This window comes from Niallia endozanthoxylica (genome assembly GCF_008710145.1).
Taxonomy (GTDB): Bacteria; Bacillota; Bacilli; order Bacillales; family Cytobacillaceae; genus Bacillus_BD; species Bacillus_BD endozanthoxylica.
The window spans coordinates 1-26,924 of record NZ_VYKL01000053.1 but is presented as its reverse complement, the minus strand read 5'-3'; the positions used below and the strand labels follow the sequence as shown (position 1 = coordinate 26,924).

General features: G+C 39.0%; 24 protein-coding genes. 19 read left to right on the top strand and 5 right to left on the bottom strand.

Annotated elements, in window-relative coordinates; all coding sequences use genetic code 11:
* Positions 1-350 precede the first annotated feature (350 nt).
* Both F4V44_RS24960 and F4V44_RS24955 read left to right on the top strand, forming a co-directional pair.
* Complete coding sequence (locus tag F4V44_RS24960; RefSeq protein WP_150442719.1) at positions 351-1,298, top strand: amidohydrolase family protein; 948 nt, start codon at positions 351-353, stop codon at positions 1,296-1,298.
* A 121-nt stretch (positions 1,299-1,419) separates the two neighbouring features.
* Positions 1,420-2,268, top strand: a complete 849-nt coding sequence (locus F4V44_RS24955) for a DODA-type extradiol aromatic ring-opening family dioxygenase (RefSeq protein ID WP_150442718.1) — start codon at positions 1,420-1,422, stop codon at positions 2,266-2,268.
* A 255-nt stretch (positions 2,269-2,523) separates the two neighbouring features.
* On the opposite strand, the gene F4V44_RS24950 is transcribed toward F4V44_RS24955, so the two are convergent.
* The gene (locus tag F4V44_RS24950) at positions 2,524-3,303 is read right to left on the bottom strand and encodes an IclR family transcriptional regulator (protein WP_150442717.1); all 780 of its coding nucleotides are present in this window, start codon (positions 3,301-3,303) and stop codon (positions 2,524-2,526) included.
* A 1-nt stretch (position 3,304) separates the two neighbouring features.
* Positions 3,305-4,099 (bottom strand): IclR family transcriptional regulator, encoded by a 795-nt coding sequence (locus F4V44_RS24945; protein ID WP_223882034.1) that lies wholly within the window; start codon positions 4,097-4,099, stop codon positions 3,305-3,307.
* A gap of 429 nt (positions 4,100-4,528) precedes the next feature.
* Here F4V44_RS24945 and F4V44_RS24940 point away from each other — a divergent pair, with 429 nt between their 5' ends.
* The 13 genes from F4V44_RS24940 to F4V44_RS24885 all read left to right on the top strand — a co-directional run bounded on the left by F4V44_RS24940 (position 4,529) and on the right by F4V44_RS24885 (position 20,404).
* Positions 4,529-6,256, top strand: coding sequence for a TRAP transporter substrate-binding protein (locus tag F4V44_RS24940; protein ID WP_150442716.1), 1,728 nt, complete (start codon positions 4,529-4,531; stop codon positions 6,254-6,256).
* A 314-nt stretch (positions 6,257-6,570) separates the two neighbouring features.
* Positions 6,571-8,196 (top strand): nickel ABC transporter substrate-binding protein, encoded by a 1,626-nt coding sequence (gene nikA, locus F4V44_RS24935; RefSeq protein ID WP_150442715.1) that lies wholly within the window; start codon positions 6,571-6,573, stop codon positions 8,194-8,196.
* 16 nt (positions 8,197-8,212) lie between these two features.
* Positions 8,213-9,157, top strand: a complete 945-nt coding sequence (gene nikB, locus F4V44_RS24930; protein WP_150442714.1) for a nickel ABC transporter permease subunit NikB — start codon at positions 8,213-8,215, stop codon at positions 9,155-9,157.
* Positions 9,154-9,987, top strand: coding sequence for a nickel ABC transporter permease subunit NikC (nikC, locus tag F4V44_RS24925; protein ID WP_150442713.1), 834 nt, complete (start codon positions 9,154-9,156; stop codon positions 9,985-9,987). The genes nikB and nikC overlap by 4 nt, the downstream gene beginning before the upstream one ends.
* Positions 9,988-10,003: 16 nt before the next feature.
* Entirely contained in the window at positions 10,004-10,831 is an 828-nt protein-coding gene (nikD, locus tag F4V44_RS24920; RefSeq protein ID WP_150442722.1) for a nickel import ATP-binding protein NikD, read from the top strand.
* A 16-nt stretch (positions 10,832-10,847) separates the two neighbouring features.
* Entirely contained in the window at positions 10,848-11,657 is an 810-nt protein-coding gene (nikE, locus tag F4V44_RS24915; protein ID WP_150442712.1) for a nickel import ATP-binding protein NikE, read from the top strand.
* Positions 11,658-11,747: 90 nt separating this feature from the next.
* Complete coding sequence (locus F4V44_RS24910) at positions 11,748-13,073, top strand: MATE family efflux transporter (RefSeq protein ID WP_150442711.1); 1,326 nt, start codon at positions 11,748-11,750, stop codon at positions 13,071-13,073.
* A 394-nt stretch (positions 13,074-13,467) separates the two neighbouring features.
* Positions 13,468-14,886 (top strand): alanine/glycine:cation symporter family protein, encoded by a 1,419-nt coding sequence (locus F4V44_RS24905; protein WP_191090858.1) that lies wholly within the window; start codon positions 13,468-13,470, stop codon positions 14,884-14,886.
* 462 nt (positions 14,887-15,348) lie between these two features.
* Positions 15,349-16,548: an efflux RND transporter periplasmic adaptor subunit gene (locus tag F4V44_RS24900; RefSeq protein WP_150442710.1), complete on the top strand. Its 1,200-nt coding sequence runs from the start codon at positions 15,349-15,351 to the stop codon at positions 16,546-16,548.
* Positions 16,532-17,212 (top strand): ABC transporter ATP-binding protein, encoded by a 681-nt coding sequence (locus F4V44_RS24895; RefSeq protein WP_150442709.1) that lies wholly within the window; start codon positions 16,532-16,534, stop codon positions 17,210-17,212. The genes F4V44_RS24900 and F4V44_RS24895 overlap by 17 nt, the downstream gene beginning before the upstream one ends.
* The gene (locus F4V44_RS24890) at positions 17,209-18,420 is read left to right on the top strand and encodes an ABC transporter permease (protein ID WP_150442708.1); all 1,212 of its coding nucleotides are present in this window, start codon (positions 17,209-17,211) and stop codon (positions 18,418-18,420) included. The genes F4V44_RS24895 and F4V44_RS24890 overlap by 4 nt, the downstream gene beginning before the upstream one ends.
* Before the next feature lie 512 nt (positions 18,421-18,932).
* Entirely contained in the window at positions 18,933-19,082 is a 150-nt protein-coding gene (locus F4V44_RS27665; RefSeq protein ID WP_191090856.1) for a hypothetical protein, read from the top strand.
* Positions 19,083-19,498: 416 nt separating this feature from the next.
* Positions 19,499-20,404: a TIGR01777 family oxidoreductase gene (locus F4V44_RS24885; protein ID WP_150442720.1), complete on the top strand. Its 906-nt coding sequence runs from the start codon at positions 19,499-19,501 to the stop codon at positions 20,402-20,404.
* A 129-nt stretch (positions 20,405-20,533) separates the two neighbouring features.
* Here F4V44_RS24885 and F4V44_RS24880 read toward each other — a convergent pair whose 3' ends face one another.
* The gene (locus F4V44_RS24880; protein ID WP_150442707.1) at positions 20,534-21,370 is read right to left on the bottom strand and encodes a MerR family transcriptional regulator; all 837 of its coding nucleotides are present in this window, start codon (positions 21,368-21,370) and stop codon (positions 20,534-20,536) included.
* Between the two features lie 111 nt (positions 21,371-21,481).
* Here F4V44_RS24880 and F4V44_RS24875 point away from each other — a divergent pair, with 111 nt between their 5' ends.
* Together F4V44_RS24875 and F4V44_RS27660 are read left to right on the top strand one after the other, a co-directional pair.
* Positions 21,482-22,672, top strand: coding sequence for an MFS transporter (locus F4V44_RS24875; protein WP_150442706.1), 1,191 nt, complete (start codon positions 21,482-21,484; stop codon positions 22,670-22,672).
* A 108-nt stretch (positions 22,673-22,780) separates the two neighbouring features.
* Positions 22,781-22,942: a hypothetical protein gene (locus F4V44_RS27660; protein ID WP_191090855.1), complete on the top strand. Its 162-nt coding sequence runs from the start codon at positions 22,781-22,783 to the stop codon at positions 22,940-22,942.
* A gap of 82 nt (positions 22,943-23,024) precedes the next feature.
* On the opposite strand, the gene F4V44_RS24870 is transcribed toward F4V44_RS27660, so the two are convergent.
* Together F4V44_RS24870 and F4V44_RS24865 are read right to left on the bottom strand one after the other, a co-directional pair.
* A complete protein-coding gene (locus F4V44_RS24870) occupies positions 23,025-23,822 on the bottom strand; it encodes a hypothetical protein (protein ID WP_150442705.1) in 798 nt (265 codons plus the stop codon).
* A 21-nt stretch (positions 23,823-23,843) separates the two neighbouring features.
* Positions 23,844-24,314, bottom strand: a complete 471-nt coding sequence (locus F4V44_RS24865; protein WP_150442704.1) for a flavodoxin — start codon at positions 24,312-24,314, stop codon at positions 23,844-23,846.
* A 279-nt stretch (positions 24,315-24,593) separates the two neighbouring features.
* Between F4V44_RS24865 and F4V44_RS24860 the strand changes: the two genes are divergently transcribed.
* Positions 24,594-25,115, top strand: coding sequence for a general stress protein (locus F4V44_RS24860; RefSeq protein WP_150442703.1), 522 nt, complete (start codon positions 24,594-24,596; stop codon positions 25,113-25,115).
* Between the two features lie 368 nt (positions 25,116-25,483).
* Positions 25,484-26,728, top strand: coding sequence for an MFS transporter (locus F4V44_RS24855; RefSeq protein WP_150442702.1), 1,245 nt, complete (start codon positions 25,484-25,486; stop codon positions 26,726-26,728).
* The last annotated feature ends 196 nt before the right edge of the window (positions 26,729-26,924 follow it).

Below are 26,924 nucleotides of genomic sequence, written 5' to 3'. Positions count from 1 at the left end.
CCGTAAAGGTCCATTCGTGGAATCACAGACTAAGAACGCCACATTTGTGGCAACGTCTGTGTGACCCACATCCTGTGGGCCTCAACTAACCATCAGTGGGCGATGAGGAAAAACCCCCACTGATGGAAGTTTCACTTTATGTCAGGCATATGCTTGATATGGGTTAAAACTATATATAAGGTAAATAAAGTCGTTAAATTAATTCTTTGTTCCGCATAGAGTAAATATAGTCTTGTATACAGAATAAATTAAATATTATTATAATACTAAGGTTAGAAACTGAAAAATTGTAATTTTTAGTTTTAAATAAAAAGCTATATCCACTTGTCTTAAGAAGGAGTGACCCGAGCGTGCATGATTTTCACACTCATTTTATTCCAAACGAAGTATTGAACTGGCTTGAAGAGAATAAAAACGCGGTTCATGCAGAATGGATTAAAAAAGATCCTAGTAAAGAAGACTTTCTTTTTATCAATGGTAAATGGGGATTCGAGTTAAAACAGCCGTTTATCAACTATGACCTTTATATGAAGGAGCAGGAAAACATCGGTGTTTCACACTCTATGATTTCACCAATTCCGCAGCTGTTTTTATATGATTTCCCAGTAGAAATCACAACGGAGATGTCTAGAGTCTATAATCACTCACTTTCTCAATTAACGAAACAAACTCCAGATAAATTATCTGCCGTAGGAACGGTTCCGCTCGCACATCCGAATAAAGCCGCTGAAGTATTACGTGAAGCGATGAATATTGGATTAAAAGGAGCGATTATTGGACCAGGAATTGGCCAGCATATGCTATCGGATGACTTCTTTAAGCCGTTTTTTGAAGAAGCTAATCGATTGAAGACGATTCTTTTCATTCACCCATTGTTATGCGAAGACCCCCGCTTAAAGAGAAGAATGATGCCGAACCTGGTTGGAGTTCCTTGGGAAACAACGGTTTGTGCCACGGATATTCTGTTAAGCGGAATGATTGATCAATACCCAGATGTCAAAATCCTATTTGCACACGGCGGAGGATTCCTGCCATATCAAATTGGCCGATTAGATAAAGGGTATGAGCAATGGAAGCTGGTTTCTTCCAATCTTCAGGCGCCACCTTCCGAATACTTAAAACGGTTCTGGTATGACACCGTACTGTGGAATGAAGCCAGCGTTGACAATCTTGTCAAAGCAGTGGGTGAAGACCGCGTCGTTGGGGGATCCGATTATCCATTTGATTTATGCGTATGGCCGCCAAAGGAAATAAGTGAAAAAGGGGCACAAACTTTACTAGAGTATGCCGTGAAATAGAATGATAAACAAACTAGATGGCGCCCGGCATCTTTCAGCTTAAAAAAATTAAAATAGTAAACGCTACCAATCAAATCTACATAAAAAAATGATGTTTTCATAGAAACAGGAGGAATAAAGAATGACGATTGAATTAAGCATGGTTGTACCGCACGTTCCAAGCATTTGCCATGAGGAAAACGCACCGGACTTTCAACAGGGGATTGTGGATGGATTAAAACAAGTTTCTAAACAAATTGCTGACATTCGTCCAGATGTGCTTGTGTTAGTTTCCTGCCACTGGCCGACTACTTTTGAGCACTATGTTGACTGTAATCCGGTTCATAAAGGGAGCCTGACTGCCCAGGAAGCGGCAAATCTTATTAGCGAGGTTCCATACCATTACCCAGGTGATGAAGAATTAGCCAACCAATTGGTACAGGCAGGAAAAAGTGCGGGTATGTCTGTTGAAGGCGTGCATGATTTATCTTTCGAATGGGATTATGGCACACTTGTTCCTTTACGCTATTTAGTTCCAAATGGTGATATACCAGTAATTAATCTATCCGTTACATTATGTGCCAGCCTTGAAGAAACCTATCAATGGGGCCAGGTCATTGCCAAAGTATTAAAAGAGTCTGATAAGAAGGCTGTATTCGTAGCCAGCGGCGCATTGGCTCATAATCTCGTGCGCGGCAGACATCATATGCCGACATTATCTGAACATGCTCTTAATAAAGAGTTTGTTGATTTAGTTATGAAAAAAGATTATGAAGCAGCGTACAACATGCTTCCTCAATTCTCGAGTATGGCTAAAGTAGAAGCAGGCGGTCGTCACTTGGCTATGTTATTTGCGTTCATCGACAAAGATTGTACACCGGTATATTATGCCGATGCTCAATCTTCAGGAAGCTGGAACCCGCTTATTACATTTGAGCCAGCAAAGATTGCCGGGTCAAAAGATCATACTCAAGAAGAATATGTAAAATAATCCTTTTACCTCATTCAGCAGAAGTCCTCTACTTCTAAAGGTGAGGGAGGCATGCAAAAAGCTTTTTGATTCAATTAAAGATGTTATAATCTTGCGGAGATTTCATTTTCTGTGCCTGTATTCCCCATTAAACAAGCACCCTCCAAAGAATCATTCTCCGCAAGTTTTTTACATAACATAGAAAAACAGCTGTCCTGAGAGATTGTCCCCCTCTCAGGGCAGCTGTTTTTTAAAATTAAACAAAGCACTGCGGTATTATTTAACTCCACACTTTAATTTCTCTGACAACTCATCAGCGGCCTTCGTCACGTATTTGATTAGCGTAGGTGCATTATTGGCGTTAATTCTTGAATTAGGCCCGGCAATGCTGATACAATAGTCAACCTTCCCCGAAGGAGATTTAACTGGTGCTGCAATGGCTGAAACGCCCACGTTCATTTCATCCTTGTTAAATGAATATCCCCGCTTCTTGATCAAAGCCAAACGTTCTTTAAATTGGATGGGATCCGTAATCGTAGCAGATTTAGGAGAGTATAATGGTAAACCTTGTGCAATCACACGATTAATATCTGCCTCAGACTGATAAGCCAGAATGATTTGTCCAGTACTTGAGCAATGGGCCGGATATTTTTTTCCAACGTGTGTACGTACATTTACATAGTTTGAGCATTCAAACATCTGTAAATATATGGATTTATTTCCTTCTAAAATAGAAAGATGAACGGTTTCCCCAGTATCTTGGACTAATTTTTCCAGAATAGGAGGGGAGATTTCGCAGATGTCAAAGGAAGTGATAACATAGTGACCCATTTCTAATATGGATGAAGCTAAACGAAAGTTTTTTGTAACAGGGTCCCTCACAATAAAACCTTCATGCATTAATGTATTGGTAAGCCGGTAGACGGTACTGACTCCAACATCCAGTTCATCAGCTAAATCTGTTAAAATCCATTCCGGTTCATCCATTGTAAACAAATTTAATAGTTTAAGAGCATTGACCATGGAAGAAACAGAACTCTTTTCATTGCTGCCCATCTTAACGTTCTCCTTCACATTGTAATGATTCGATGTAACCAAGTTTTGCTGAAATTTTCTTGCCCGTTTTGATAATCTCCTCGACACATTGTGGAATGAAATCCTCACCCATTCGAAGTTTAGGAGCAGCGACGCTGACGGAGGCTATAATTTTACCTGTATAATCCTTGATTGGTGCCGCAATAGCGATAACATCCTCGTGCATTTCATCAATACAAACACAGTATTCATCTTGTCTAATTTGTTTTAACTGTTGTAACAACACTTTAGGGTCGGTTACACTGTTTGGTCCTCTTTTTGGCAGCCCTGCTTGAATAACTTGGTCTACGATTTCTTTAGGCTGGAAAGCTAATAAGAGTTTTCCGGGAGCTGAACAAGTAGGTGGACGATGCTGGCCGACATGTGAAAGCAAGCGAATGGTCTGTTTGGATTCTACTTTTAGGATATAAATGAGATGTGTTCCATCAAGTGTGGATACATGTGCATTTTCATTCAATTTACTTACTAAGCACTTCAAAGGATCGAATGCTTCCCTGTGTATTTCCAGTTGGGACATGATTACACCTGTTAATCCTAAAATCGATAAGCCTACGGTATATTTTCTTCCGACTTTTCTCAAATAGCCCTCACTCATGAGGTCATTGATTAACCGGCTGACAGTGCTTTTCGGCAGTTCTAGTTCTCTTGAAATGTCCGTTATCCCTAAAATTGAATTCTCCTTAGAAAATAGTTTTAATATTTGCAATCCATTTTGAACAGATTGCAGAATCGATTTGTTTTCAATAGACATTGTCATGGTATCTACCTCGGGAAAAATTTTCAGATGTTCCGCATAGAAGTAATGCGATTTACTATTCGGAATAATTATATTATATATTATAACATTGTAGGTACTATCAAAATAGAAAAAATCTCTAGATTGATAGAAAAAGTTTTTAGTAGAAAGCAGAGGATAAAATATAGAAGAAACTAGTACAGAGGAGCAGGTCCCGCGCCTCAATATATGAAGAATTACATTGTAGGGCCATTGTATGAGATTTGAATGGTGCTATCGTCTTTTATCCTATGTTATAATAGAAAAAAACTTGAGATAATTTGCTTAATTTGAATATTTAATTTCTCGGATTGAAATGGAATTACAGGAAATAACAGGATTTTATATGGTGTGATAGGCACACGCTACTCAAAGAATGATAGAAAATTTTTTTAGAAAGTTGAGATTACCATGAAAACGAAATTAACAGAAAAGTTCAGTCTTATGTATTTATTTGGTTTCATTGTTATTATTGGGAGTATGATTTTTGTCCCGAAACTAATGGTTTTGTTGCTGAATGTCAAGGTAGAAGACGTAGATAATGATACATTAGCCTATACCGGAGCCATTTTAGGAGGTTTTTTAACACTAATAGGGGTATATTTAACTATCAAACACTCAGACCAGTCTTTTCAGAGGTCATATAATAAAGAATTAGAGAAAGAATTTATTCAAGACTTTCCTCAAAAAATTGAAGCCATTGAAAAGGTAAAAAACCTAACTGGAATTTTTCTTAACAAATTTAAAACGGCTATTAAGGATCCAAAAGAAGTAGACAAATGTAAAGCTCTTAAACATATTAAAGATCATTATAGTATCAAAATAAGGACTGAAGCAGCAAGGTTAGACGGCCACATCTATGTAGAGGTGGAATATCTATTAGAACAGCTTGATCATGTTTATAATTTTTTACTTAATAAAGATCTTGAAGAATATAAGAAAGAAATATTAGAAAAATCTACGGATGCATTTGATAATATCCATCGTTCGATAGAATTTTTCACTGATTATCAAGAGTCACTTGAAGATCAATTTACATGCTTTACAAAAGATAAAAATATTTGGGCAACAAATCCTATGCTTAACCGCCTTATACAACAAAAAAGGAAACTGAGGGAGAAGCTGTTAGAGAAATTTGGTCTATTTCGCAAAGATATTCAACTCACTATTGGACATAACCAAACGGATGAAAAAAACCCTTATCATTTAGGACTTAAGGCATTTGAAGAAGTAATAGAAAATGCCTCAAAAGGAATACACGTGGAGATTATTACGGGAGATACAATATCGGATGAAGTTAAGTTATTATCCAAACTTCAAAGAGGCAAGATTGATATGATTGTCGTATCACCAGATGTGGTATCAAGGAAGTACCTGTTTGAGGAACTTGAATTTTTGGCTTTACCTTATCTATTTGATAGCTATGAACATTGGGAAAAAGCGGTAGATGGTAAAGTGGGAAAATACGTTTCTTCCCTAATCAAAAAAGAATCAAATAATAAGCTGCATGTCTTAGGGTATTTTTCTGCAGGAATCAGACACTTTTATGGTAAAAGACATATTAATAGACCGGAAGATTTGGCAGGAATGACTGTAAGAACCCAAACGAGAGGTGTTATGGCAAAATATATTTCAAGTCTTAATGCCTATACAAATTCTGCCCCTTGGGGTGAAGTCAAGAAGGGGCTTGATGATAAAACCATTGACTTTGCCGAAAATGCTTATCCTTACTTTGTTCAACAAAATCATCATAGTAGTAATCATGGAAAATATATTACGGAGACCGGCCACTCTTATACTACACGCTTCTTGTTAATGAATGGAGAGAAATTTTCTAGTTTAACAAGGAAACAAAGAAGAGTGATTATGAAGGCTGCAAAGGCAGCTGCAAAAGTGGAAATCCAGGCAGTAAAAGAGCAGGAAGAAAAAATAAGGGAAGAAATAAAAGGTACAGTAGAAATACGAACAATTAATGATATCGATCTTCAGTCTTTTAAAATGAAAGCAGCGGAAATCGGGGAAACTTTAGAAAAGAAGAATTATGAAACAAAGAAAATGATTAAAAAAATCAAGAAGTTAAGAACCAATCATAATCATTCTTCTGCGGCAATACAACTGTTGGAAGTTGATTTCCGCTAATAAGGCTGATAGGAGCCCGAAAAGGAGTAATCTTCAAAAAATCGGTCGCCAACGGGACAAGGGAACAAAGGCAACCGCGCCCAAGTATATGAGGAATAAGAATGATATAAATTAACAAGGAGAGTTCTGCAGAAATATAAACTTCTACAGAACTCTCCTTTATTTGTTTCAACCGAGCCAATGAACCTGTCACTCCGCTATTAATGTTTTAATATTCTGATATTATGAAAATTCTAGAAAATCAATTGACAACACAGCACTTTCTAATTACAATTGAAAATGATTATCAGTATCGTCAGGGAGGAAACAACAGGATGTTTTATGGGAAAAAGCGTAGAAATATTTTAACAATATCCGTATTTATTCTTATCTTATCAACACTGTTACTTGGTTGTACAGATGCCAGCAAGGATGATTCAACGTCAAAAGCTGTTCATGATAACATGCTTACAATTGCTTGGCCTAGGGATGTAGGAGAAATGAATCCGCATGTGTATAATCCGTCGCAATTATTTGCCCAATCGATGGTGTATGAACCGTTGGTAAGCTATGGAGATGGGGGAGAGCTGAAACCGCATCTAGCTGAGTCTTGGGAAATTTCAACCGATGGAAAAGAATATACATTTCATCTGCGTCAAGACGTAAAGTTTTCTGATGGAACAAGCTTTAATGCAGAAATTGTGAAAAAGAATTTTGATACAGTTTTAAATCATATGGAATTACATGGTTGGCTGGGGTTCCTTTCGAAAATACAAAGTACAGAGGTTATCGACGAATATACGTTTAAAATGACATTAACCGAAGCCTATTATCCAACCATTCAGGAGCTTGCAGTTGTTCGTCCCGTTCGTTTCTTAGGTGAAGCTGGATTCCCTGAAGATGGTGATACGTCTAAAGGGGTCGTGGAATCAGTCGGTACAGGTCCGTGGATTTTAGAAGAACATAAAGCAGATGAATATGCGATTTTCAAACGAAATGAAAATTATTGGGGAGAACTTCCAGAAGTAGAAAAAATTCAGGTGAAGGTCGTTCCTGATGCAGAAACGAGAGTGCTGGCGTTTGAAAAAGGCGAGCTGGATTTAATTTATGGAGAAGGGGTTATCAGTTTAGACGCCTTCAAACAATTGGAATCAACAGATAAATATGAAACTAGCATTTCTGAGCCAGTTGCAACGAGACAGCTTGTCATGAATACAAATAAGGAACAGCTTTCGGATGAACGTGTTCGTCAAGCGTTACATTACGGATTTAATAAAGAAGCGATGGTAAAGGGAATCACGTCTGGATTTGAAGAAGCAGCAGAGTTTATTTTACCAACAAACTTACCTTACACTTCTGATATTGATGTGAAGTCCATTGATTACGATGTAAAAAAAGCAGAAGCGTTATTAGACGAAGCAGGCTGGAAACTTCCTAAAGGGAAAACCATTCGTGAAAAAGATGGACAGCCGCTTGAAATTGAGATGATGTACGATTCAGCCGAATCCATTCAAAAAACAATGGCAGAAACGCTGCAATCAGAGTGGGCAGCCATTGGTGTTAAATTAAATATTGTTGGGGTAGAGCTTGCGGTTCAAGTTCAAAGATTTAAAGAGAATAAGTTTGATATTAACTTCTTTAGTAACTACGGTGCGCCGTATGATCCGCATACATTTATCAACATTGTAGCAAAAGAAGGATTTGGATTTAATGAAGCCATTTCAGCGTATCCGAACAAAGCGGAAATACTGCAGCAAATCGCACGGATTCCGCAGACAACAGATGAAATGGAGCGTCAACAGCTTTACACATCTGTTTTAACATCACTGCAGGATCAGGGCGCTATTGTTCCTATTTCATATATTAAGAAAATAGCTATTTATCAAAAGGATGTCACTACTTTCAATTTCGCTGCTAATCGGGACGAAAATCCATTCACAGGAATCAGCATCAAGCAGTAAGCAGCAGGAGGTTACCATGGGCACTTATATAATCAAACGAGTGATGTCCATTATACCGGTTTTTCTTTTGGCCGCTCTTCTAACAACTGGGATGATCCACCTTTCACCGGTGGATCCGGCTGAGGCCTATTTAACAGCCGCTCATATCGAACCGACCGATGAGATTTTAGCCCAGAAAAGACATGAGTTTGGTTTAGATCAACCATTTTATATTCAATATGTAAACTCTATTATGAAGATATGCCAACTTGATTTTGGCATATCTTATCTTACTAATAAGCCCGTTTGGGATGAGGTGAGCTACCGAATTCCAGCGACACTCCAGCTCGCATTAGGAAGTTTGTTCCTAGCGGTGCTTGTCAGTGTCCCTTTAGGATTTCTGGCAGGTATAAAGAAAAATAGCGCGATTGATCATTTTAGCCGTATACTCTCTTTTTTTGGTGCATCTATTCCCTCTTTTTGGCTGGGGTATTTATTAATCTTTTTCTTTTCTGTAAAATTGGATCTTTTCCCGGTAGAAGGGATTGGGACATGGCAGCATCTTGTTCTACCCTCTATTACGCTGGCTCTTCCTTTAATCGCAATGTACACAAGATTGCTGCGTGCGAGCATCCTTGAAAATATAGAGGAGCCTTATGTGCTATTTGCTCGGACCAGAGGGATGAAAGAAACCATTATTATGGCTAAGCATGTCTTAAGAATCGCTATATCTCCGATGATTACTGGACTGGGGATGAATCTTGGGAAGCTATTGACTGGAACGATTATTGTGGAGACGGTTTTTTCTTGGCCTGGATTTGGACGTTACTTTATTGAAGCGATTTTTCATCGTGATATACCGGTCATTCAATGCTATGTACTAATAGCAGCTAGTTTATATATATTTAGCAATCTACTAGTTGATCTGATTCAAATGTATATTGATCCGCGTATTTCCAGGAAAGAAGGGCATCAGCGATGATAACTAGTATGCGTAAAATATTCATTAGTCAAAAAGTCATTCCCATCTGTTCCATCATTTTAGGTATTCTTTTTATCGTAACATTATTTGCTCCCTGGATCGCACCCAATGATCCGATTGCGGTCAATTTAGCTTATAAGCTGCAGTCTCCATCCTGGGAATTTCCTTTAGGAACCGACCATCTAGGAAGATGTAATCTATCACGCATTCTATATGGAGGACGAATTTCATTAGGCTTTGCCATGCTCATTTTCATTTCATCCTTAACGATTGGTTTACTCATTGGAACCTTTGCCGGCTATAAAGGCGGATGGGTGGATCAGGCATTGATGAGATTTTGTGACGGTGTGATGGCCTTTCCAAGCCTTATCCTCATTCTTGGTCTGGTTGGTATCTTCGGTCCTGGACTTCCGCAAGTTATCCTAGCCTTGATGCTTGTGCAATGGGTCTATTATGCAAGAATGTTCCGAGGAATGGTTCTTAGTCTAAAAGAACAAAACTTTATTGCAGCGGCGAAAATAAGCGGCTCCTCTCAGTGGAAGATTATTCGAAATCATATTGTCCCAAATGTGCTCCCGCCGCTCGTCGTCATGGGTACATTAGAAATGGGCTGGGCCATCATGGATATCTCCGCGATGTCGTTTCTTGGGTTAGGAGTACAGCCGCCTACACCTGAATGGGGAGCAATGATTCATGAAGGAAAGTCATATATTCGAACGAATCCAGAATTAATGCTTTATCCAGGTTTGATGATTATGCTCGTCATTGTGACCTTTAATTTATTGGGCGAAGCGTTATCCGAACGTTACGGTGTCAAACGTCGATCTTAAAAAAGGAATGAGAATGTTGGGTACAGAACAGTCGAATGTGTTACAAGTGAGAGATTTACAGGTACAGGTAAAAACGAAAAATGGTGCCGCTACGCTTGTGGAAGATATTCATTTTGAACTAAATCGCGGGGAGGTACTGGGTCTTGTTGGGGAAAGCGGATGCGGCAAAACCGTTACGAGTATGTCGATTCTTCAGCTTCTCAACCGGAAAACGACAACGATTGAAGGGAGTATCCTATTACAAGGACGCGAATTGAACGGATTACGAGAGAAAGACATGCGGGAGGTCCGCGGCAAGGATATCGCCTTTATTATGCAAAATCCGATGAATGCTTTTACGCCTGTTTTTACAATTGGCCATCAATTTATTGAGACAATCCGTTCTCATACAAAATGGAATAAAAAACAAGCAACAGAGCTGGCTGTAGAAGCGATGCATCATGTGAATTTATCAGATCCAGTTAAGCTATTAAGATGTTATCCTTTTCAATTGAGTGGGGGGATGCTTCAACGGGTGATGATTGCTATAGCTTCATGCCTGCATCCGGCCGTTATTATTGCGGATGAACCAACCACCGCGCTTGATGTAAATAATCAGAAGAACGTACTGTACCACTTGGATAAAGTTCGCTCAGAATATGGTTCAGCCATTTTATTAATCTCCCATGATCTCGGTGTCATTGCAGAAATGGCAGATCATGTAGTGGTTATGGAGAAGGGTAGAATTGTAGAAAAAGCGGATGTGTTCCAACTATTTGATCATCCGCAGCATGAGTATACGAAAAAACTATTAAATGCACGTTCAATCATGCATTTAGATGAAACTGCCGTCCACTTGGCTTGACTAAAGGGGTGAAAAAATGAGTTTATTACAAGTAAATGAAGTAACTCATAGCTACGGATCCCGAACGTTTTTTAACTGGAAAGACCGATCTAAGAAAGTACTAAACAACATTTCTCTCTCTATTGAGGAAGGAACCTGCCTAGGAATGCTTGGTACAAGCGGAGCTGGAAAAAGTACTTTAGGAAAAGTGATTCTTGGTTTGGAGCGGCCGCAATTTGGTCAAGTACTGTTTCAAGGATATGATATCTATGCCGCTGATAAGCATGTCCGCCAAAAAATTCGCCGGGATCTTCAGGTGGTCTTTCAGGATTCCTATTCATCGGTCAACCCCCGAATGACGGCTGAACGGATTATAGCAGAGCCGCTGGAAAACTATGAAAAGCTAACTGAGGCTGAGCAAAAACGGACCATTATTGAATTATTGGAAAGAGTAGGGCTAAGTGAAAAGGACTTAAAAAAATACCCTCATCAATTTAGCGGCGGTCAACTGCAGAGAATTAATATTGCCAGAGCCATTTCGCTCAAGCCAAAGCTGATTGTCTTAGACGAATCAGTCAGCAGTCTAGATATGGTGAATCAAACACTTATTCTAGCATTATTAAAAGAGTTAAAGGAAGAATATGGGTTGTCGTATCTCTTTATTACCCATGATATTAAAGCTGCCTATACGATTAGTGATTCCATTGGTGTACTCGAAAAAGGAGAACTAGTCGAGCTTTATGAAGCAAAGAATCAGTTTTTTACTTCAAAACATCCAGTCGCACAAGGGATGAGAGATTCCATCCTTGCCGAGCATCCGCGTTTTCGTACGGTTAGACATACGTAAGTGTAAAAGTGTTTATATTGCCTGCCTCGATTTCATTTATATAATCGGGGCTATTGTTATGATTTGAAATGAAAAAAGGAGACCAATCTGATGAATCATCGTGCGTATCTTGCCTTGGCGATTCCCCTAACCATCTCCACCATGACAACACCCTTATTAGGCGCTGTGGATACTGCAGTGGTCGGGCAGCTTCCCGATCCAGCTTATATTGGAGGAGTTGCAGTGGGGAGCCTTATTTTTAATACATTGTACTGGGTGTTCGGATTTTTACGGGTCAGCACCTCTGCGTTTGCTGCACAAGCGAGCGGGGCAAGTGATTCAGTGCAAGGGGTACTTGCTTTGTCTCGTCCATTTGTATTAGCTGTGATTGTAGGGATCTGTTTTATCCTCTTCCAATGGCCGATTGAACATGCAGCTCTCCTATTGATTTCCCCTGATTCTGATGTGAGTCAATTTGCGGCTGAATATTTTCGAATTCGTATTTGGGGAGCACCCTTTACATTAATGAATTACGTGATTCTTGGCTGGTTAATGGGGATGGCTAAGATTAAAGAATCTTTAAGTTTACAAGTGTTAATGAATGTTTTGAACATGATATTGGCAATTCTTTTTGTCCATGTCTTTTCTTTTGCTGTAAAAGGGGTCGCAGCGGCCACTTTGATTGCAGAAATAACAGCTTTCATTGCAGGATTGCTCATTGTTGTAAAGGCATCACCTTTTAAATGGAAATTTCCATCCATTCAAGAACTGATCGATACGCAGTCTCTGAAAAAGATGTTTAATGTAAATAAGGATTTGTTTATTCGAACGATTTGTTTATTAGTCGTGATTAATATGTTTACAGCAAAAGGTGCTTCATTTGGGACAGAACTTCTAGCGGCAAACGCGGTATTGTTTCAAATTCATTACATAATGGCCTATTTATTCGATGGATTTGCCAATGCCTCCAGTATTCTTGTCGGCAAAGCGGTTGGATCAAACGACAAAGAATTATATAAAAAAACGCTCACCCTATCAAGGCAATGGTCGGTGATCAATGCTTTTGTCATTGCCTCTGTATATGGGATATTTCAGGAACAAATTATTGGTCTCTTTACTAATTTACCTGGTGTAATCGACCTATCAATTGAGTATGGAACATGGCTTATCATTTACCCATTTGCCGCATGTTTCGGCCTTGTTATCTACGGTGTCTTTACAGGAGCAACAGAAATCGCTCCCGTTCGAAATTCAATGTTTTACGCGATGATTGTCTATGTTATTACACAAATCATTGTAACACCCATCTGGCATAATCATGGTCTATGGCTCGCTTTCATTATCTATACCATTGGGAGATCAGGCTTCCTTGTCATGTATACGCCTCGATTAAATAAAAAGTGGTACACGGGTACGGGTCCCTCAACCGAGTTATAAATTATAAAAAAATGTAAAAAACTATAAAAATAAAGGGGCAAAGAGACAGGCACTTTTTTTAGTATACGAAGAATGATAAATAAGGAGAGTTCTGCAGAAAGATAATATTCTACAGAACTCTTTTTTATTTTAAGGTGATTATTTGTACCCAAAGTATAATGTCATGGTTAAAAGATCATGGAGTACGTCTCTTAAAATTAGGCTGATTCATTTCTATTAATATAGGGTTGCGAAAATAATTGAAATAAATTATATTTGTAAAGCAATAGAAATAATAAATAGATTAATATTTCTTCAATTAATCTAATTTTCATTTTATTTATTTGTTATTTTAACATAGTTATAAGCGCTGCCGAATCTTGCTTTTATTCCAGCAACAGAGAGGTGTTATCAAATGGAAATACTTGCAGTGCTGAACAAAGTGAATGGCGTCTTATGGGGGACACCAAGTTTAATCCTTCTTTTCGGTACCGGACTGCTTTTAACCGTTATGCTTAAAGGACTTCAATTTAGAAGGTTAGGTTATGCTTTTAAATTAGGTTTTACAAGGGAATCTGAAGAGGATAAGAATGCTGAGGGTGATGTTAGTAACTTTAAAGCATTGATGACGGCATTAGCTGGAACAATCGGTAATGGGAATATTGCCGGAGTGGCGACGGGCATTACGGTTGGAGGCCCAGGTGCCATCTTCTGGATGTGGGTTGTTGGTTTAATTGGAATGGCAACAAAGTATGCAGAAGCACTTCTTGCCATGAAATATCGTGTGAAAAATGAAAATGGGGAATATTCAAGCGGACCTATGTACTATGTTGAAAGGGGTCTTGGTCGAAAGTTCAAATGGTTGGCGGTTGCCTTTGCCTTTTTCGGTGCCTTTGCAGCACTAGGCATTGGTAACAGTGTACAGTCCAATACAATAGCTGCTGTCATGAAATCTTCTTTCGGCATTGACCATTTAATTACAGGTATTGTGCTCGCTGTTTTAGCTGGTTTGATCATCATAGGCGGTATTCAAAGAATTAGTGATGTAGCTAGCTTTCTCGTACCGATTATGGCGATCCTGTATATTGGCGGATCATTAATCATTATCGGGCTTAACATCGATCAAATTATCCCTGCTTTCAAACTAATATTCTATTATGCGTTTAACCCGCTGGCTGCAACAGGCGGATTTGTTGGTATTTTAGTTTCAGACGCGATTCGTAACGGGGTGGCCCGCGGTATTTTCTCAAATGAAGCGGGTTTGGGTACAGCCGCCCTTATCGCTGGTAATGCAAAAGCAGACCACCCGGTTAAACAAGCGTTAGTCGCTATGACAGGTACTTTTATTGTCACACTGATTGTATGTACCATGACGGGACTCGTTCTGATTTTCTCTGGGTTCTGGGACCCGACAGGCGGGGCGATTTCAGGTGTACCGCATCCTGTTGGACTTGATGGCGGCGAACTGACAACAGCTGCATTTGCCGCAAACCTTGGGATTGCCGGTGAATATATTGTTGCTATTTCCATCATTTTCTTCGGTTTCTCTACAATCGTTGGCTGGTATGTATATGGTGAAAAATGTTTCGAGTATTTAGTTGGTTCAAAGGGAATACTAGGCTACCGCCTGGTTTATATCTTGGCTACAGGAATTGGTGCAATTACTAGCTTAACAACTGTATGGGCATTTGCAGATATGGCAAACGCATTGATGATGATCCCAAATTTAGTAGCCTTATTATTATTAAGTAAAGTAGTCGTGAATGAAACAAATGACTTTTTCGAAAATCATTATAAACTAGCACAAAAGTCTAGTAAGAGAAAAGTAAGTTAACCTCACAACAAACCGTTGCTCCTGCACAGGATGCAGCGGTTTTTTTGTGAGATAGATAGACAAGAGATTTTCCTTGGACAAGGAGATGAGAAGTTCCTTTGACTGTATGAAAACAGAAGATAAATGGTTCGAAGTAAGGTAGAAAGATTCCTTGAATCTATATATGTCCTTTTCACACGGATGAGTCAAATATCTAGCAGAGGAACCATGTTCACTACTCGTACATGATAGAACAAGAATTCCTGTGTTGATTTAGTAAATTGGATATATATATTAGCAGATAATGTAAAAAAAGAGAAAAGATTGTTGGATTATGAGGATTTTACCTAGATTAATAGATATAATGGTCAAAGGATGACTTTTTGGAAATTTCAAGCAGCTGGGCTTCCTTAGAACATCTATACATTTGATGGTTCGTACGGAGTTCTGGCAGCTTGAAATGAGATGTGGGAGGGTTTAAATGTGAAGAAAAAAACCGTATGGATAGCAATTGCGTCTGTCGTTGGACTCGCTGCCATTGCTGCGATTGTTATCTTTTTTGCAAGGGGTAATCAGGCAGATATGGCAAGTACAGAAAATCAGGAAATGGGAATAAAAGTTCAAAAGGCAGCAGAAGAAGTGTTGACCGAGACCATCCTTGTAACGGGCAAGATTGTACCTGAAGGCGAACAAAAGGTATTCATAGAGCCTGATAAGGGAGAAATTATCGAATATAAAGTGGCGGAGAACCAAACGGTAAAAGCCGGTGAGCCTTTATTTTTATATGATTCTTCTAAACTAGATGTTGAATATAATGGAGCTGTACGTGAAAGAGATTTAATTCAAAAAAGAGCCAAAGCAGAAGAGGCCCAAATCGCAGAGTTGAATAAACAAATGGAAGCAGCCAAAAAGAATCCATCGGGTGAAGCCTCAGGGGAAGGGGCAGATGTCAATCAACTGACAAAAGAGAAGGTGCAATTGGAGCTTCAATATGAAAGCACGAAATCGGAAGTATCTTCGGCTCAAGAGCGGATCAATGAAGCGGCGAACCGTAAAAAGGACATGACTGTTGTTAGTAAAATAGACGGCATCGTTGTGAAAGTGAACCAAAACATTGCAAAAACAGAGACAGGTGCCTCGGAGCCTGTGGTACATATTATTTCAAATAGTCCATATAAGGTCATTGGGACGATGAGTGAATTTGATGCGGTGAAGATTCAGCCGGGACAAGCTGTCGTTATCAGGCCAAAGGTGTATAAGGATCGTGAATGGAACGGGGTTGTGGAATCTGTTTCCCAATTTCCAACGGAAGAAGGTGCCGGCGGAGAAATGATGGATGCATCAGGCGGAGGCAATGTCACAATGTATCCGTTCAAGGTTGCGATTACAGATGATACATCAGAGCTTCGCCAAGGCTTCCATGTTTCTTTGGAGGTAAAAATTGTTGGGACAGAAAAACAGCCAATTGTCCCGCATACTGCGATTTTAGATGAGGGCGGCGTGGCTGTGGTTTATGTTCTTAATGAAGGAAAGCTTGCGAGACGCGAAGTCCAGACAGGTTCCATGAATGATGAATTCATTCAAATAACAGAAGGTGTGAACAAGAACGAGCTTGTTGTAGTTGAGCCATATGAAGGAATGCATGATGGAATGGAAGTGACTTCTTTTGATGAAATTAAGTGAGATTACAAAGGTGTATGGAAAGGGCTCACTAGCTGTTCCTGTCTTGCATGGGATTGATTTAACAATAGAAGACGGAGAATTTGTTGCAATCATGGGACCATCAGGCTCGGGGAAATCAACTTTAATGAATATTATTGGATTTTTGGATTACCCTTCTTCTGGTACGTACGAATTAAATGGAGAAAGTATTGGAACCGAAAAGGAAAACAAGCTGACAAAGTTAAGAAATGAACATATCGGATTTGTTTTCCAACAATTCTTTCTGCTGCCGAGACTTACGGTACTAAGAAATGTAGAATCTCCTCTTATCTATGCAGGCGTCCCGAAGCGTGAGAGAAAAGAGCGAGCGGAAAGGATGCTTGCAAAGGTTGGATTAGAGGATCGATTGAAGCATTTACCTAATGAATTATCCGGCGGACAAAAGCAGCGGGTGGCCATTGCCCGGGCGCTTGTGAATAATCCAGCGATTATTTTGGCGGACGAGCCGACAGGTGCACTTGATTCAAAGACAAGCAAACAGATTATGGAGCTTTTTATACAGCTGAATCAAGAAGGGAAAACGGTCATTATCGTTACCCACGAGGAAGAAATTGCAGCCTATACCGATAGGGTCATTACTCTAAAGGACGGTGTGATTACAGATGACCGGAGGAGAGAAAGATGAGTCTAGCGGAAAGTTTTCAATTGGCACTATACTCGATTTGGAAGCATAAGGTTCGTTCCATCTTAACGATGCTGGGTGTCATTATTGGAGTGGCAGCTGTTATTATCATTGTTGCCATTGGCCAAGGAGCAAAAACGAAAATGACAGAAGAGCTGTTTAGTACGGAGCAAAATGCGGTAGATATTTTTTATCAGCCTATGCCTGCCGAAGGTGAAGAAGAATCTGAGATGTATTGGGTGGAGCCTGAATTAACCTCAGAGGATGTAGCAGCACTTTCTGCGGTACCGGGTGTAAAGGCCGTCATTGCCACGAATCAAGGCTGGGGTCCGATGGTCTACAATGACCAGCAGGGTGATATGGAGATTACAGGAGTCGGACCTGAGTTTTTTTCTGCCAAAGATATTCAAATGGTTGAAGGAAGGGCCATCAATAGGCAGGATCTTGATGGGATGAACCGTGTGTTGATGATTGATACGGTGGCAAGGGACAAGTTTTTCAAGAATGAGGCAAACATCATCGGTGAGATTGTTGACGTAAATGGGAATCCTTATAAATTAGTCGGTGTGTATGAATCGCCCATTCCAGAGCAGTACCGCTATAATGAGTTCGGTGAAATGTTAATGCCGCGAACGGTGATTTCGATGATGTTTGGGAATCGAGAGATTGAAAGATTAGCTGTTGTGGCAAGCGATCCAGAGAAGATTTCTGAAACAGGAAGAAATGCTGCTGAGGCACTGACTGCGCAGAAGAAACTGGAAGATGGGATGTATACAATCAATGACTTTTCTGAATATGAAAAAGAAGTCGATACGGTTATTACATTAATGACTTTGTTTATTGGCAGCATCGCCGGAATCTCTTTATTGGTCGGAGGAATTGGCGTGATGAATATTATGTTGGTTTCCGTGACCGAAAGAACAAGGGAAATTGGTATCAGGAAAGCAATTGGTGCGACAAGAGGCCGAATCTTATTACAGTTTCTCATTGAATCGATGACATTAACATTAGTAGGAGGTCTAATTGGTATCGGGTTAGCGATGATAGGGGCGATGCTGATTTCGACCTTCTCTCCCATTACGGCAACGGTCAGTCCGCTTGTTGTCATCATCGGTGTAGGTTTTTCCGCGTTTATTGGCATTATTTTTGGCATTCTTCCAGCCAACAAAGCAGCGAAACTTAGCCCAATTGATGCACTAAGATATGAATAAGCAAGCAATAGAATTTAGCACAAAAAAGCACGAAGAGGATGAGGCTCTCATCGTGCTTTTGGCGTTTTATTTTAAAATGGGGGGAACTATTTAGGAATCGATTTGGATTCTAATCCAAACGGAATTTATGGATAGGTGATAAATTTTGGATGAGATGAAACGGTCAAATATGTTATTGCGCACAGCATCACAGATTTATTGGTTTTCATCGCACAAACACTTAAAAACGGAGCCTATACAATCGATGAGGAAACTTACTAGAGCTACGGTTACATGGAGGAACCCCATTTTTTGCTGAGCTTATGCAGAGTGTCATGGCATTTTATTTAGATTATAGCAATGAAATGAATATTATTTGGCGATGAATTATTTTGCTAAGTTTTTACTGTTTTTACTGATATATGAAAAGTTAGCAGTACACTAATAAAGTAATAAGATTTAATTCAGTAAAATAAGGTATATTATATTTGTTGAATAGTTCTCTTTAAAGACAAGAAAAGTAGGTGAACAAAGTGGGAAAATATCAATTGGATTACAAAGGTCAGGCAGCAGTGACGAAGTTTCATGAAAAACAGACGCCTGCCAAATTTGATAAAAAGCAGCAACTTGAAAAAATGCGTGCGGAGTATTTGAAAAAGAAGCAAAAACAAACAGATAAATAATATGAATGAAAACATAGGCAGATTTTCTCCCTATGTTTTTCTTATTCGAAGTTCTTTTTTCAATGCGCTAGTTAAGAAATATTGTATTCATCGTAAGAACTAATATAGAATAATTTAAAATAATTGGAAAAATACACCTTGATTAAATAAACTGCAATCTATTAAATTGGTGATATATCAATGTTTCTAACGTCTTTTTTGGTTAGAGGTGAATATAGGAGCCATTTTGAAGACATTTTGCATAAAAGATTTATTCTTTCTAGGCCGTTAAGTAAAAATGAAGCAAAAACATGGAATAGTAGAACATGTGAAGAGATATGTTTTAAACAAACAAATAAGATGCTGGAACAAAGCGGCTGTTTTTTACTAGAGATATAGGCTTGAGTATTGAAGAATTAGACGACAGGGGTGAAATGGTGAGAATAGTCATAGCTGGCGGTTCGGGATTTATCGGGAAGAAATTAACTGACCTTCTACTAGAGGAAGGGCATGAAGTGGTGATTCTGACAAGGAAGGAAAAGGTTTCAGCAAATGGCGTATCATATGTCGTGTGGCTTCAGGATGGTGCAGCGCCAGAAAAGGAATTAGACCATGTGGATGCCTTTATAAACTTAGCGGGTGTTTCGATTAACGATGGCAGATGGAATATGAAACATCAAAAGCAAATCTATAACAGCCGGATGGAAGCCACCGATGAGTTATTAAGAATCATTGAAGCATTGCCCCATAAACCATCTACCTTTATTAATGCAAGTGCAATCGGTATTTATCCTGCATCACCCAATGCTGAATATAATGAAGGGTCAACGGATGCTGCAAATGATTTTTTGGGCAGGACGGTAAGGGATTGGGAGAATAAAGCGAAACAAGTGGAAAAGCATGGCGTACGTACGGCCTTTATGAGATTCGGAGTGGTACTAGGCAATGATGGAGGCGCACTTCCTTTGATGGCATTACCCTATAAATTATTCGTTGGCGGGACAGTCGGTTCAGGTGATCAGTGGGTGTCATGGGTTCACGTTATGGATGTTGCCAGATCAATCCTATTTGCGGTTAAAAATGATCATCTACGCGGACCAGTAAATGTAACAGCTCCTTCACCGTTAAGAATGAGAGATTTCGGCAGAACCATTGGTATCGTATTAAAAAGGCCGCATTGGCTGCCTGTTCCTTCCTTTGCCATGAAATGGGTGCTAGGACAAAAAAGCACGCTCGTTCTTGAAGGTCAAAAGGTCATACCAAAGGTGCTAATGGAGGAAGGATTTGAATTTCTGTATCCAACACTTGATGCAGCTTTGCAAGACTTGTTTAAAAAACGTTAGATACATGTATGGCAATCCCCTATTATAGATTGATTTGAAGGAAACTAAAAGCGGCCATTTGGGAATTTCAATAGCCGCTTTTTGTATTACTAAATATAATAATAGTAATCATAAAAAAGTAACTCCTATTTATTGCTGATTCTCTTGAATGACCTGTATCATAATTTTAGTCACATACTGTTCTTTTTGATTCATGACAACGGTATCGTAAATATATTCTTCAAAAACATAATCTCCTAAAGCTAAATGTAAACGTTCCATCTCTGCAAAGAGCTTCTTATATGTATGGTGGATGGTTTTATCCTCTCCCATATGATAGCCAATGAGAAAATCGCCTTTTACAGCTTGGAAATACGGATATCCCACTTTGGGGTGTGGCTGTTCCATGTATAAATAGCTGTATTTAGAGAATTCCCCCTTTAATACTTGTTCCCGTTTCGTAATGCCGCCTATTGGGTAGCCTGTATCAAGCTGTGATTCGTTCAATTCCTCAATAAATTCTGAGATCACCTCTACAAATTCCTCATCAGTAATGTTTTCAATGTTTCGGCTTAGATAAAGGGTCGCTTCCGGCAAATGTTCAAGTGTTATTTGATGAAAGTCAATCTGTGAGGCTTCTTCCATTATGGCTATTTTCGTTTCAATCAGTTTTTCCTTCATTTCCATTTCTTGGCGCTTTTTCACGATTTCTTCTTTTTTCTGATACATTAATGTTAAAAAGCTTTCAGGCGATTTATTTTGTGTGTATTGTTGAATATCATTAAGCGACATTCCAAGATCCTTTAATAAATCAATCACATAGAATAACTCTATTTGGTTGATTGAATAATAACGATAGCCTTTTTCATTTTTAAATACCGGAGACAGCAGACCAATTTGATCATAATAAAAGAGGGTCTGTTTATTTACTTTGCAAAGCTTTGCGAATTCACCTGTAGTTAAATATTTTACATTTTTTTCGTTCATTTTTATCCCTCTTCACCCTTGACTATATTGTTACTATATACACTAGGATAAAAACAGTAAAGAAATCAAATGCTGTTTCAGGTCATTCGTTTTGTTAAGGAGAATATCATTATGAAGAATTATAAAATCACCTTAGGATTATTATTAATGAATTTATTCATCGCTTTTTTGGGAATTGGTCTTGTCATTCCTGTCTTACCTACGCTGATGAATGAGTTGGGTATAACTGGTACGACAGTTGGTTATCTGACCGCTGCTTTTGCCTTTGCGCAATTGATTGTTTCGCCATTTGCAGGAAAAGCAGTAGATAGGTTTGGAAGAAAAATTATGATTGTTCTAGGTTTGTTTATCTTTGGCCTGTCAGAATTATTATTTGGGCTTGGGAAAGAAATCGAAATGCTCTTTCTTTCTCGTATGTTGGGCGGGGTAAGTGCTGCCTTTATTATGCCGGCTGTTACGGCCTTTATTGCTGATATTACAACCTTGGATACTCGCCCAAAAGCTTTAGGCTATATGTCAGCTGCCATTAGTACAGGATTTATCGTTGGCCCGGGTATTGGCGGGTTTTTAGCGGAGTTTGGAACACGAGTACCGTTCTTCTTTGCAGGAGCACTTGGTACTACCGCTGCGATTCTAACGATTATTCTTTTATCTGAGCCGGATCGTGCAGCAGAACCTTTTGAATCCTCTTCAGACGGTAAAAATGGCTTCGGTCGCGTATTTGAACCGAAGTATTTCATTGCGTTTATTTTAATCTTTATTGCCTCGTTCGGTTTGGCCGCCTTTGAATCGTTTTTTAGTCTATTTGTGGACCATAAATTTAAGTTTACACCATCTGACATAGCTATTGTTATTACAGGAGGTGCCATTATTGGCGCCATCACACAAGTAATACTCTTTGATAAGCTGACTAGAATTTGGGGCGAAATTAAACTGATTCGGTACAGCTTGCTTTTATCAGGGATACTTGTCTATCTGATGACCGTTGTTCAATCTTATGTCTCTATTTTATTGGTTACGTTTCTCGTGTTTGTCGGTTTCGATTTATTCCGGCCGGCTGTTACGAATTATCTTTCGAAAAAAGCTGGGAATGAACAAGGGTTTGTTGGCGGAATGAACTCGATGTTTACAAGTTTAGCGAACATTAGCGGCCCCATTCTTGGGGGGATCTTATTTGATATCGATATTAATTATCCTTATTATTTTGCAACGGTCGTACTGGCCATTGGAATTACTTTAACGTTATTCTGGAAACAGCAAACAAAACCTATGGGCGAAGTGAAGGCCAGTGCAGTCAATTAAGCGTCACGTATTTACAGCTAAGAAAGTCCGAAAATGAAAAAAATGCGTTGGTCCTCAAAGGATTAACGCATTTTTTTGTAGAAAAGGATGTAAAGGGGGATGATGGAGTTGAAACGATTTTTGGCTAATGCAGTCAGTTATTTCATTACAGGAATAGGCGGATATTATATTTTTTCAGGTGATGTTAACTTTTATAGTCTAACGATACTTGCAGTCGGTTTAAGTGGGATTCTCTATGATCTTTTTCATAAAAAGGTTCGTACAGAATAGCATAATCATAAATGGGAGAAATGAACAGTATGAAGGGCATGGATTTATTGATCAATCCATGCCCTAAAAAAGCGCTGTCACTCTAATGCAGAACGGATTTCAATGATGCCTTTAGACAATCCGTTCTGTTTTCATTTTGAAAGGTTGAACTGTCACATTCCTTGTTAAATATACATTCCGAGCAATGGTGACAATTCTGTTTTTGATAATATTCTGGTTTTTGAATATGATTCTTCAGCCATTCTAGATACTTTAATCCGTTGACAGCATCTTGTTCAGTTGGGGTAATGATATGACGGCTGCCATCGGCTAGGGACAATAGTTCAATCTGATCTGGAAGAACGCCGAAGGCATTTTTCGAAAATACAACCAATAGGTACTTATATAAAGAAACCGTCCTTTCATCGGCATCAAGCAAGAATTTCTTAATGACAAAAGAATGGTTCACCCATGCTCCCATATCAATGGTTAAAGAAAGGTTTGTGTTAAGTTCTTTAACAGCCACTTGGAGTTTTTCGTATAAAAATAAGGGCGGTCCAACGTGCCTATTCGTTGTTAAAAATAATATCAGATGCTCTGTTATTTTGGCCAACGTACGATAATAGTGAACTTTATTCTCGAATAATTTGGGGTGAATGTATTCGCGATATTGTTCAATTAGCTTCAACAAATTAGGTTCATTTTGTTCTTTTAGGGGCAAACGATAATAATTAAGGATGATTTTATGAACAGAGAATTGAACCATCTGTCTCCATTGAACCTCACCGCTATTCTTTCTTAATATATATTGATGATAAAATTTATTATGGCAGCTTATGAAAGATTCTAAATGGTTGTCGGTTAGGGTTTTGATAGAAATCAGATGGTTCTTCCTTTTCATTAGAATAATCCTCCAGTTAACTTAGTTATTTGATACTTTTTCGTTTTGGTTTAAAGAGGCGACAAACTCGCTTCCGCACTGTTTGCATTTCTCAATATCTTCCGGCTGCGGGCTTGTATCCACTTTCAATCCTTCAAGGACGACTTCAGCTCCGCGTTCCTGCAGCTTTTCGATTAATCGATCAACGGCACCGGCAAAATCATCATAGACCGTATCTCCAGAACCAAATACAAAAGCTTTTTTCCCTGATAAATCAAGCTGATCCATTTCCTCATAAAAGTCTAAAAACTCATCTGGTAAATCGCCTTCTCCCCATGTATAGCTGCCAAGTAAAATTCCTTCGTAATCCATAAGGATGGAAGCATCTGGATTATCAAAGATATCGAGGATTTCTACTTCTTTACCAGATTCTCGTATTCCATCAGCAATCGCATGGGCCATTTCCTCAGTATTTCCAGTCATTGAAGCATAAATCATAATCATTTTAGACATAAATATTCTCCTCTCAAGTAAACGTTTTATATTGGATTGGATAGGATGATACATTGAAGGTCTATCTGGAATGATAATCATTCTCATCAATAATGATAATCGTTATCAATTAAAATTGCAAGAATAAATTGAAAAATTATTGGGCACTAAAAAATGACGAGGAGGCCCTCTTCTTAGAAGTTATGTTAGAATGATAGAAAGATTGGAAAATTAGCATAATGCAATTGGTAGAATGGCGTGATGAAACATGCGAGGTCCGGGAAAGTGAGGGGGATGACTATGAGAAAGTCTTTAGAGAAAAGATTTTCTTTTTTATTTTCGGGAGAGTTAACAGCAGCGGTTATGTTTATTTTTGTCAGTATGATGGTGGATCGAGCCTATCCGGGACTTCATTTATATTCACTCCTTTCGTTTTGGGCTTCTTTTTTGTTTTTAGAGTTTCTGTTGGTGCAAGGAAGTTACTACTGGTTTTCGAAATGGAGGCGGTTAAAAAAGGAGAATCTATCTGTAACGCCTAAGAAGGTAGTCGAGCTTTTTTGGAATTTGAAAAGGTTGAATCTTGTCCTGATTATCCTTACGCCTTTTGCTTTTGCGGCAGACTTCATGAGGTGGAATTCAGCTCTGCCAATCGATGGACTTTCACTTTCGTGTTTTATTTATCTTTTTGCTGTATTGGAGTATATTAACTATTTTCATATCCAGCTTTCCTACGATAATCGTTCAGATCTCGAGTATCTTAGAAGGACAAAAAGACTAAAGAAGTCGTCCCTGAATAGGGATTTTACGCTTTTAAAAAAATAGCTTTTCGAGATTTCTGTCGGACATTTTAACTGGGTTCCTGTTGTTAGTTATTGAATTCATCCCATGCTTTTGCTATGATAATACCATCAATAATGAAATGGAGGTTTTTCCTTTGACAGCATCAATCAGATTGCGATTCCAAACTTCATACGTGAATTGAATACGTTTGAAGGCTCTGCCTATGTTCAGAGCAACGGGATTGGTCTGTCTATTTTTAAGGAAACCTGCATTTAACGGTTATTTAAAAGAGGGGACGAGGGTTCCCTCTTTTTTTGTTGTCTTTAAAAATAAAATAGTAATAGAGCAATACGATGTTTCTGGATGAGGAGTGAAGCACAATAAGTCTTTTAGAAATGGGTTGTTAATTCATGAATACAGTAGAAAATAATCTCAAAGAGAATTGGTTACGGAATATTATTCTCTTTTTAAGCAGCCAGACGATCTCGCTTTTTGGATCATCATTGGTTCAATACGCTATTATGTGGCATATCACGCTAACGACAGAATCTGGTTTAATGATGACGTTGTATATCCTTTGCGGGTTTATTCCCACTTTTATTCTGTCACCTGTTGCAGGGGTTTGGGCTGATCGCTATAACCGAAAAATGCTGATTATTTTAGCAGACAGTCTGATTGCCATTGCGACACTGATCTTGGCGATTCTCTTCTTAATGGGATATGAAGCCATTTGGCTATTTTTTGTTATGGCTGCCATTCGTGCCTTTGGAACAGGCATTCAAACGCCGGCAGTAGGAGCAATTTTACCGCAAATTGTCCCGAAGGATCAGCTGACCAAGGTAAACGGAGCAAACGGAAGTATTCAAGCTGTTATCATGTTCGTATCACCAATGGTCAGTGCCGCTCTGCTTGCGATGGCATCGATAGAAGTGATTCTCTTTATTGATGTCATTACAGCAGCGATTGCCATCTTTACACTGCTTGCCTTTTTGAAAATCTCCCCACATGAAAAGGCATTGGAAAAACAAACGACAAGCTATTGGAGCGACTTTAAACAAGGGTTGCAATATGTGAATAACCACGAATTTTTGAAAAAGTTTTTCTTGTTTTTTGCTGTCTTTTTTGTCTTGATGGCACCTGCGGCCTTTTTGACGCCGCTGCAGGTAACGCGCAGCTTTGGTGATGATGTATGGCGGTTAACGGCTATCGAAATTGCCTTTTCCGTTGGTATGATGGTAGGCGGGGGAATCATTGCTTCCTGGGGAGGCTTCCCAAATAAAATGAAAACATTAGGGTTTGCAAGTGTAATCATGGGAATTTGTACCTTTGCACTTGGAGTAATTCCTATTTTCTGGATCTATTTAGTGTTCATGGCTTTATTTGGTGTGGCTATGCCCATATTCAATACACCCGCTACGGTTTTATTACAGGAGAAAGTGGAAGAGGATTATTTAGGCAGGGTTTTTGGTGTAATGGGAATGATTTCAACCTCCATGATGCCGCTTGGAATGCTTATTTTTGGTCCCATTGCCGATTTCATCCCAATCGAATGGCTGCTAGTAGGAACCGGAATATTCATTATCGTACTAGCGTTATTCCTAGGCCGAAATCAAGTACTAATCGAAGCAGGAAAGCCTGCATTAACAGAATCGTAACAGCATAAGAAAGAGAAGGAGCGGGAGCCAATGGGTTTCCGCTCTTTTTGTAATGAAGTGACAGTCGCCGTCGGTGTATGACTCCTTTAAAGGACCAAGTGAGCAAAAAAGTTTTAGGCTAGAGGGGGTGATTCTGACAGAGTGAGTCCTAAACTCGGAAAAGCTGTCAGAATGGGAGCGTGATTCTGAGAGGGGG

What these genes read in the sequence shown, in the direction of transcription:
- F4V44_RS24955 (WP_150442718.1), top strand. Translation starts at nt 1,420, where the DNA reads ATGACGATTGAATTAAGCATGGTTGTACCGCACGTTCCAAGCATTTGC.
- F4V44_RS24950 (WP_150442717.1), bottom strand. Translation starts at nt 3,303, where the DNA reads ATGGGCAGCAATGAAAAGAGTTCTGTTTCTTCCATGGTCAATGCTCTT.
- F4V44_RS24945 (WP_223882034.1), bottom strand. Translation starts at nt 4,099, where the DNA reads ATGACAATGTCTATTGAAAACAAATCGATTCTGCAATCTGTTCAAAAT.
- F4V44_RS24940 (WP_150442716.1), top strand. Translation starts at nt 4,529, where the DNA reads ATGAAAACGAAATTAACAGAAAAGTTCAGTCTTATGTATTTATTTGGT.
- nikA (WP_150442715.1), top strand. Translation starts at nt 6,571, where the DNA reads ATGTTTTATGGGAAAAAGCGTAGAAATATTTTAACAATATCCGTATTT.
- nikB (WP_150442714.1), top strand. Translation starts at nt 8,213, where the DNA reads ATGGGCACTTATATAATCAAACGAGTGATGTCCATTATACCGGTTTTT.
- nikC (WP_150442713.1), top strand. Translation starts at nt 9,154, where the DNA reads ATGATAACTAGTATGCGTAAAATATTCATTAGTCAAAAAGTCATTCCC.
- nikE (WP_150442712.1), top strand. Translation starts at nt 10,848, where the DNA reads ATGAGTTTATTACAAGTAAATGAAGTAACTCATAGCTACGGATCCCGA.
- F4V44_RS24910 (WP_150442711.1), top strand. Translation starts at nt 11,748, where the DNA reads ATGAATCATCGTGCGTATCTTGCCTTGGCGATTCCCCTAACCATCTCC.
- F4V44_RS24905 (WP_191090858.1), top strand. Translation starts at nt 13,468, where the DNA reads ATGGAAATACTTGCAGTGCTGAACAAAGTGAATGGCGTCTTATGGGGG.
- F4V44_RS24890 (WP_150442708.1), top strand. Translation starts at nt 17,209, where the DNA reads ATGAGTCTAGCGGAAAGTTTTCAATTGGCACTATACTCGATTTGGAAG.
- F4V44_RS24880 (WP_150442707.1), bottom strand. Translation starts at nt 21,370, where the DNA reads ATGAACGAAAAAAATGTAAAATATTTAACTACAGGTGAATTCGCAAAG.
- F4V44_RS24875 (WP_150442706.1), top strand. Translation starts at nt 21,482, where the DNA reads ATGAAGAATTATAAAATCACCTTAGGATTATTATTAATGAATTTATTC.
- F4V44_RS24870 (WP_150442705.1), bottom strand. Translation starts at nt 23,822, where the DNA reads ATGAAAAGGAAGAACCATCTGATTTCTATCAAAACCCTAACCGACAAC.
- F4V44_RS24865 (WP_150442704.1), bottom strand. Translation starts at nt 24,314, where the DNA reads ATGTCTAAAATGATTATGATTTATGCTTCAATGACTGGAAATACTGAG.
- F4V44_RS24860 (WP_150442703.1), top strand. Translation starts at nt 24,594, where the DNA reads ATGAGAAAGTCTTTAGAGAAAAGATTTTCTTTTTTATTTTCGGGAGAG.
- F4V44_RS24855 (WP_150442702.1), top strand. Translation starts at nt 25,484, where the DNA reads ATGAATACAGTAGAAAATAATCTCAAAGAGAATTGGTTACGGAATATT.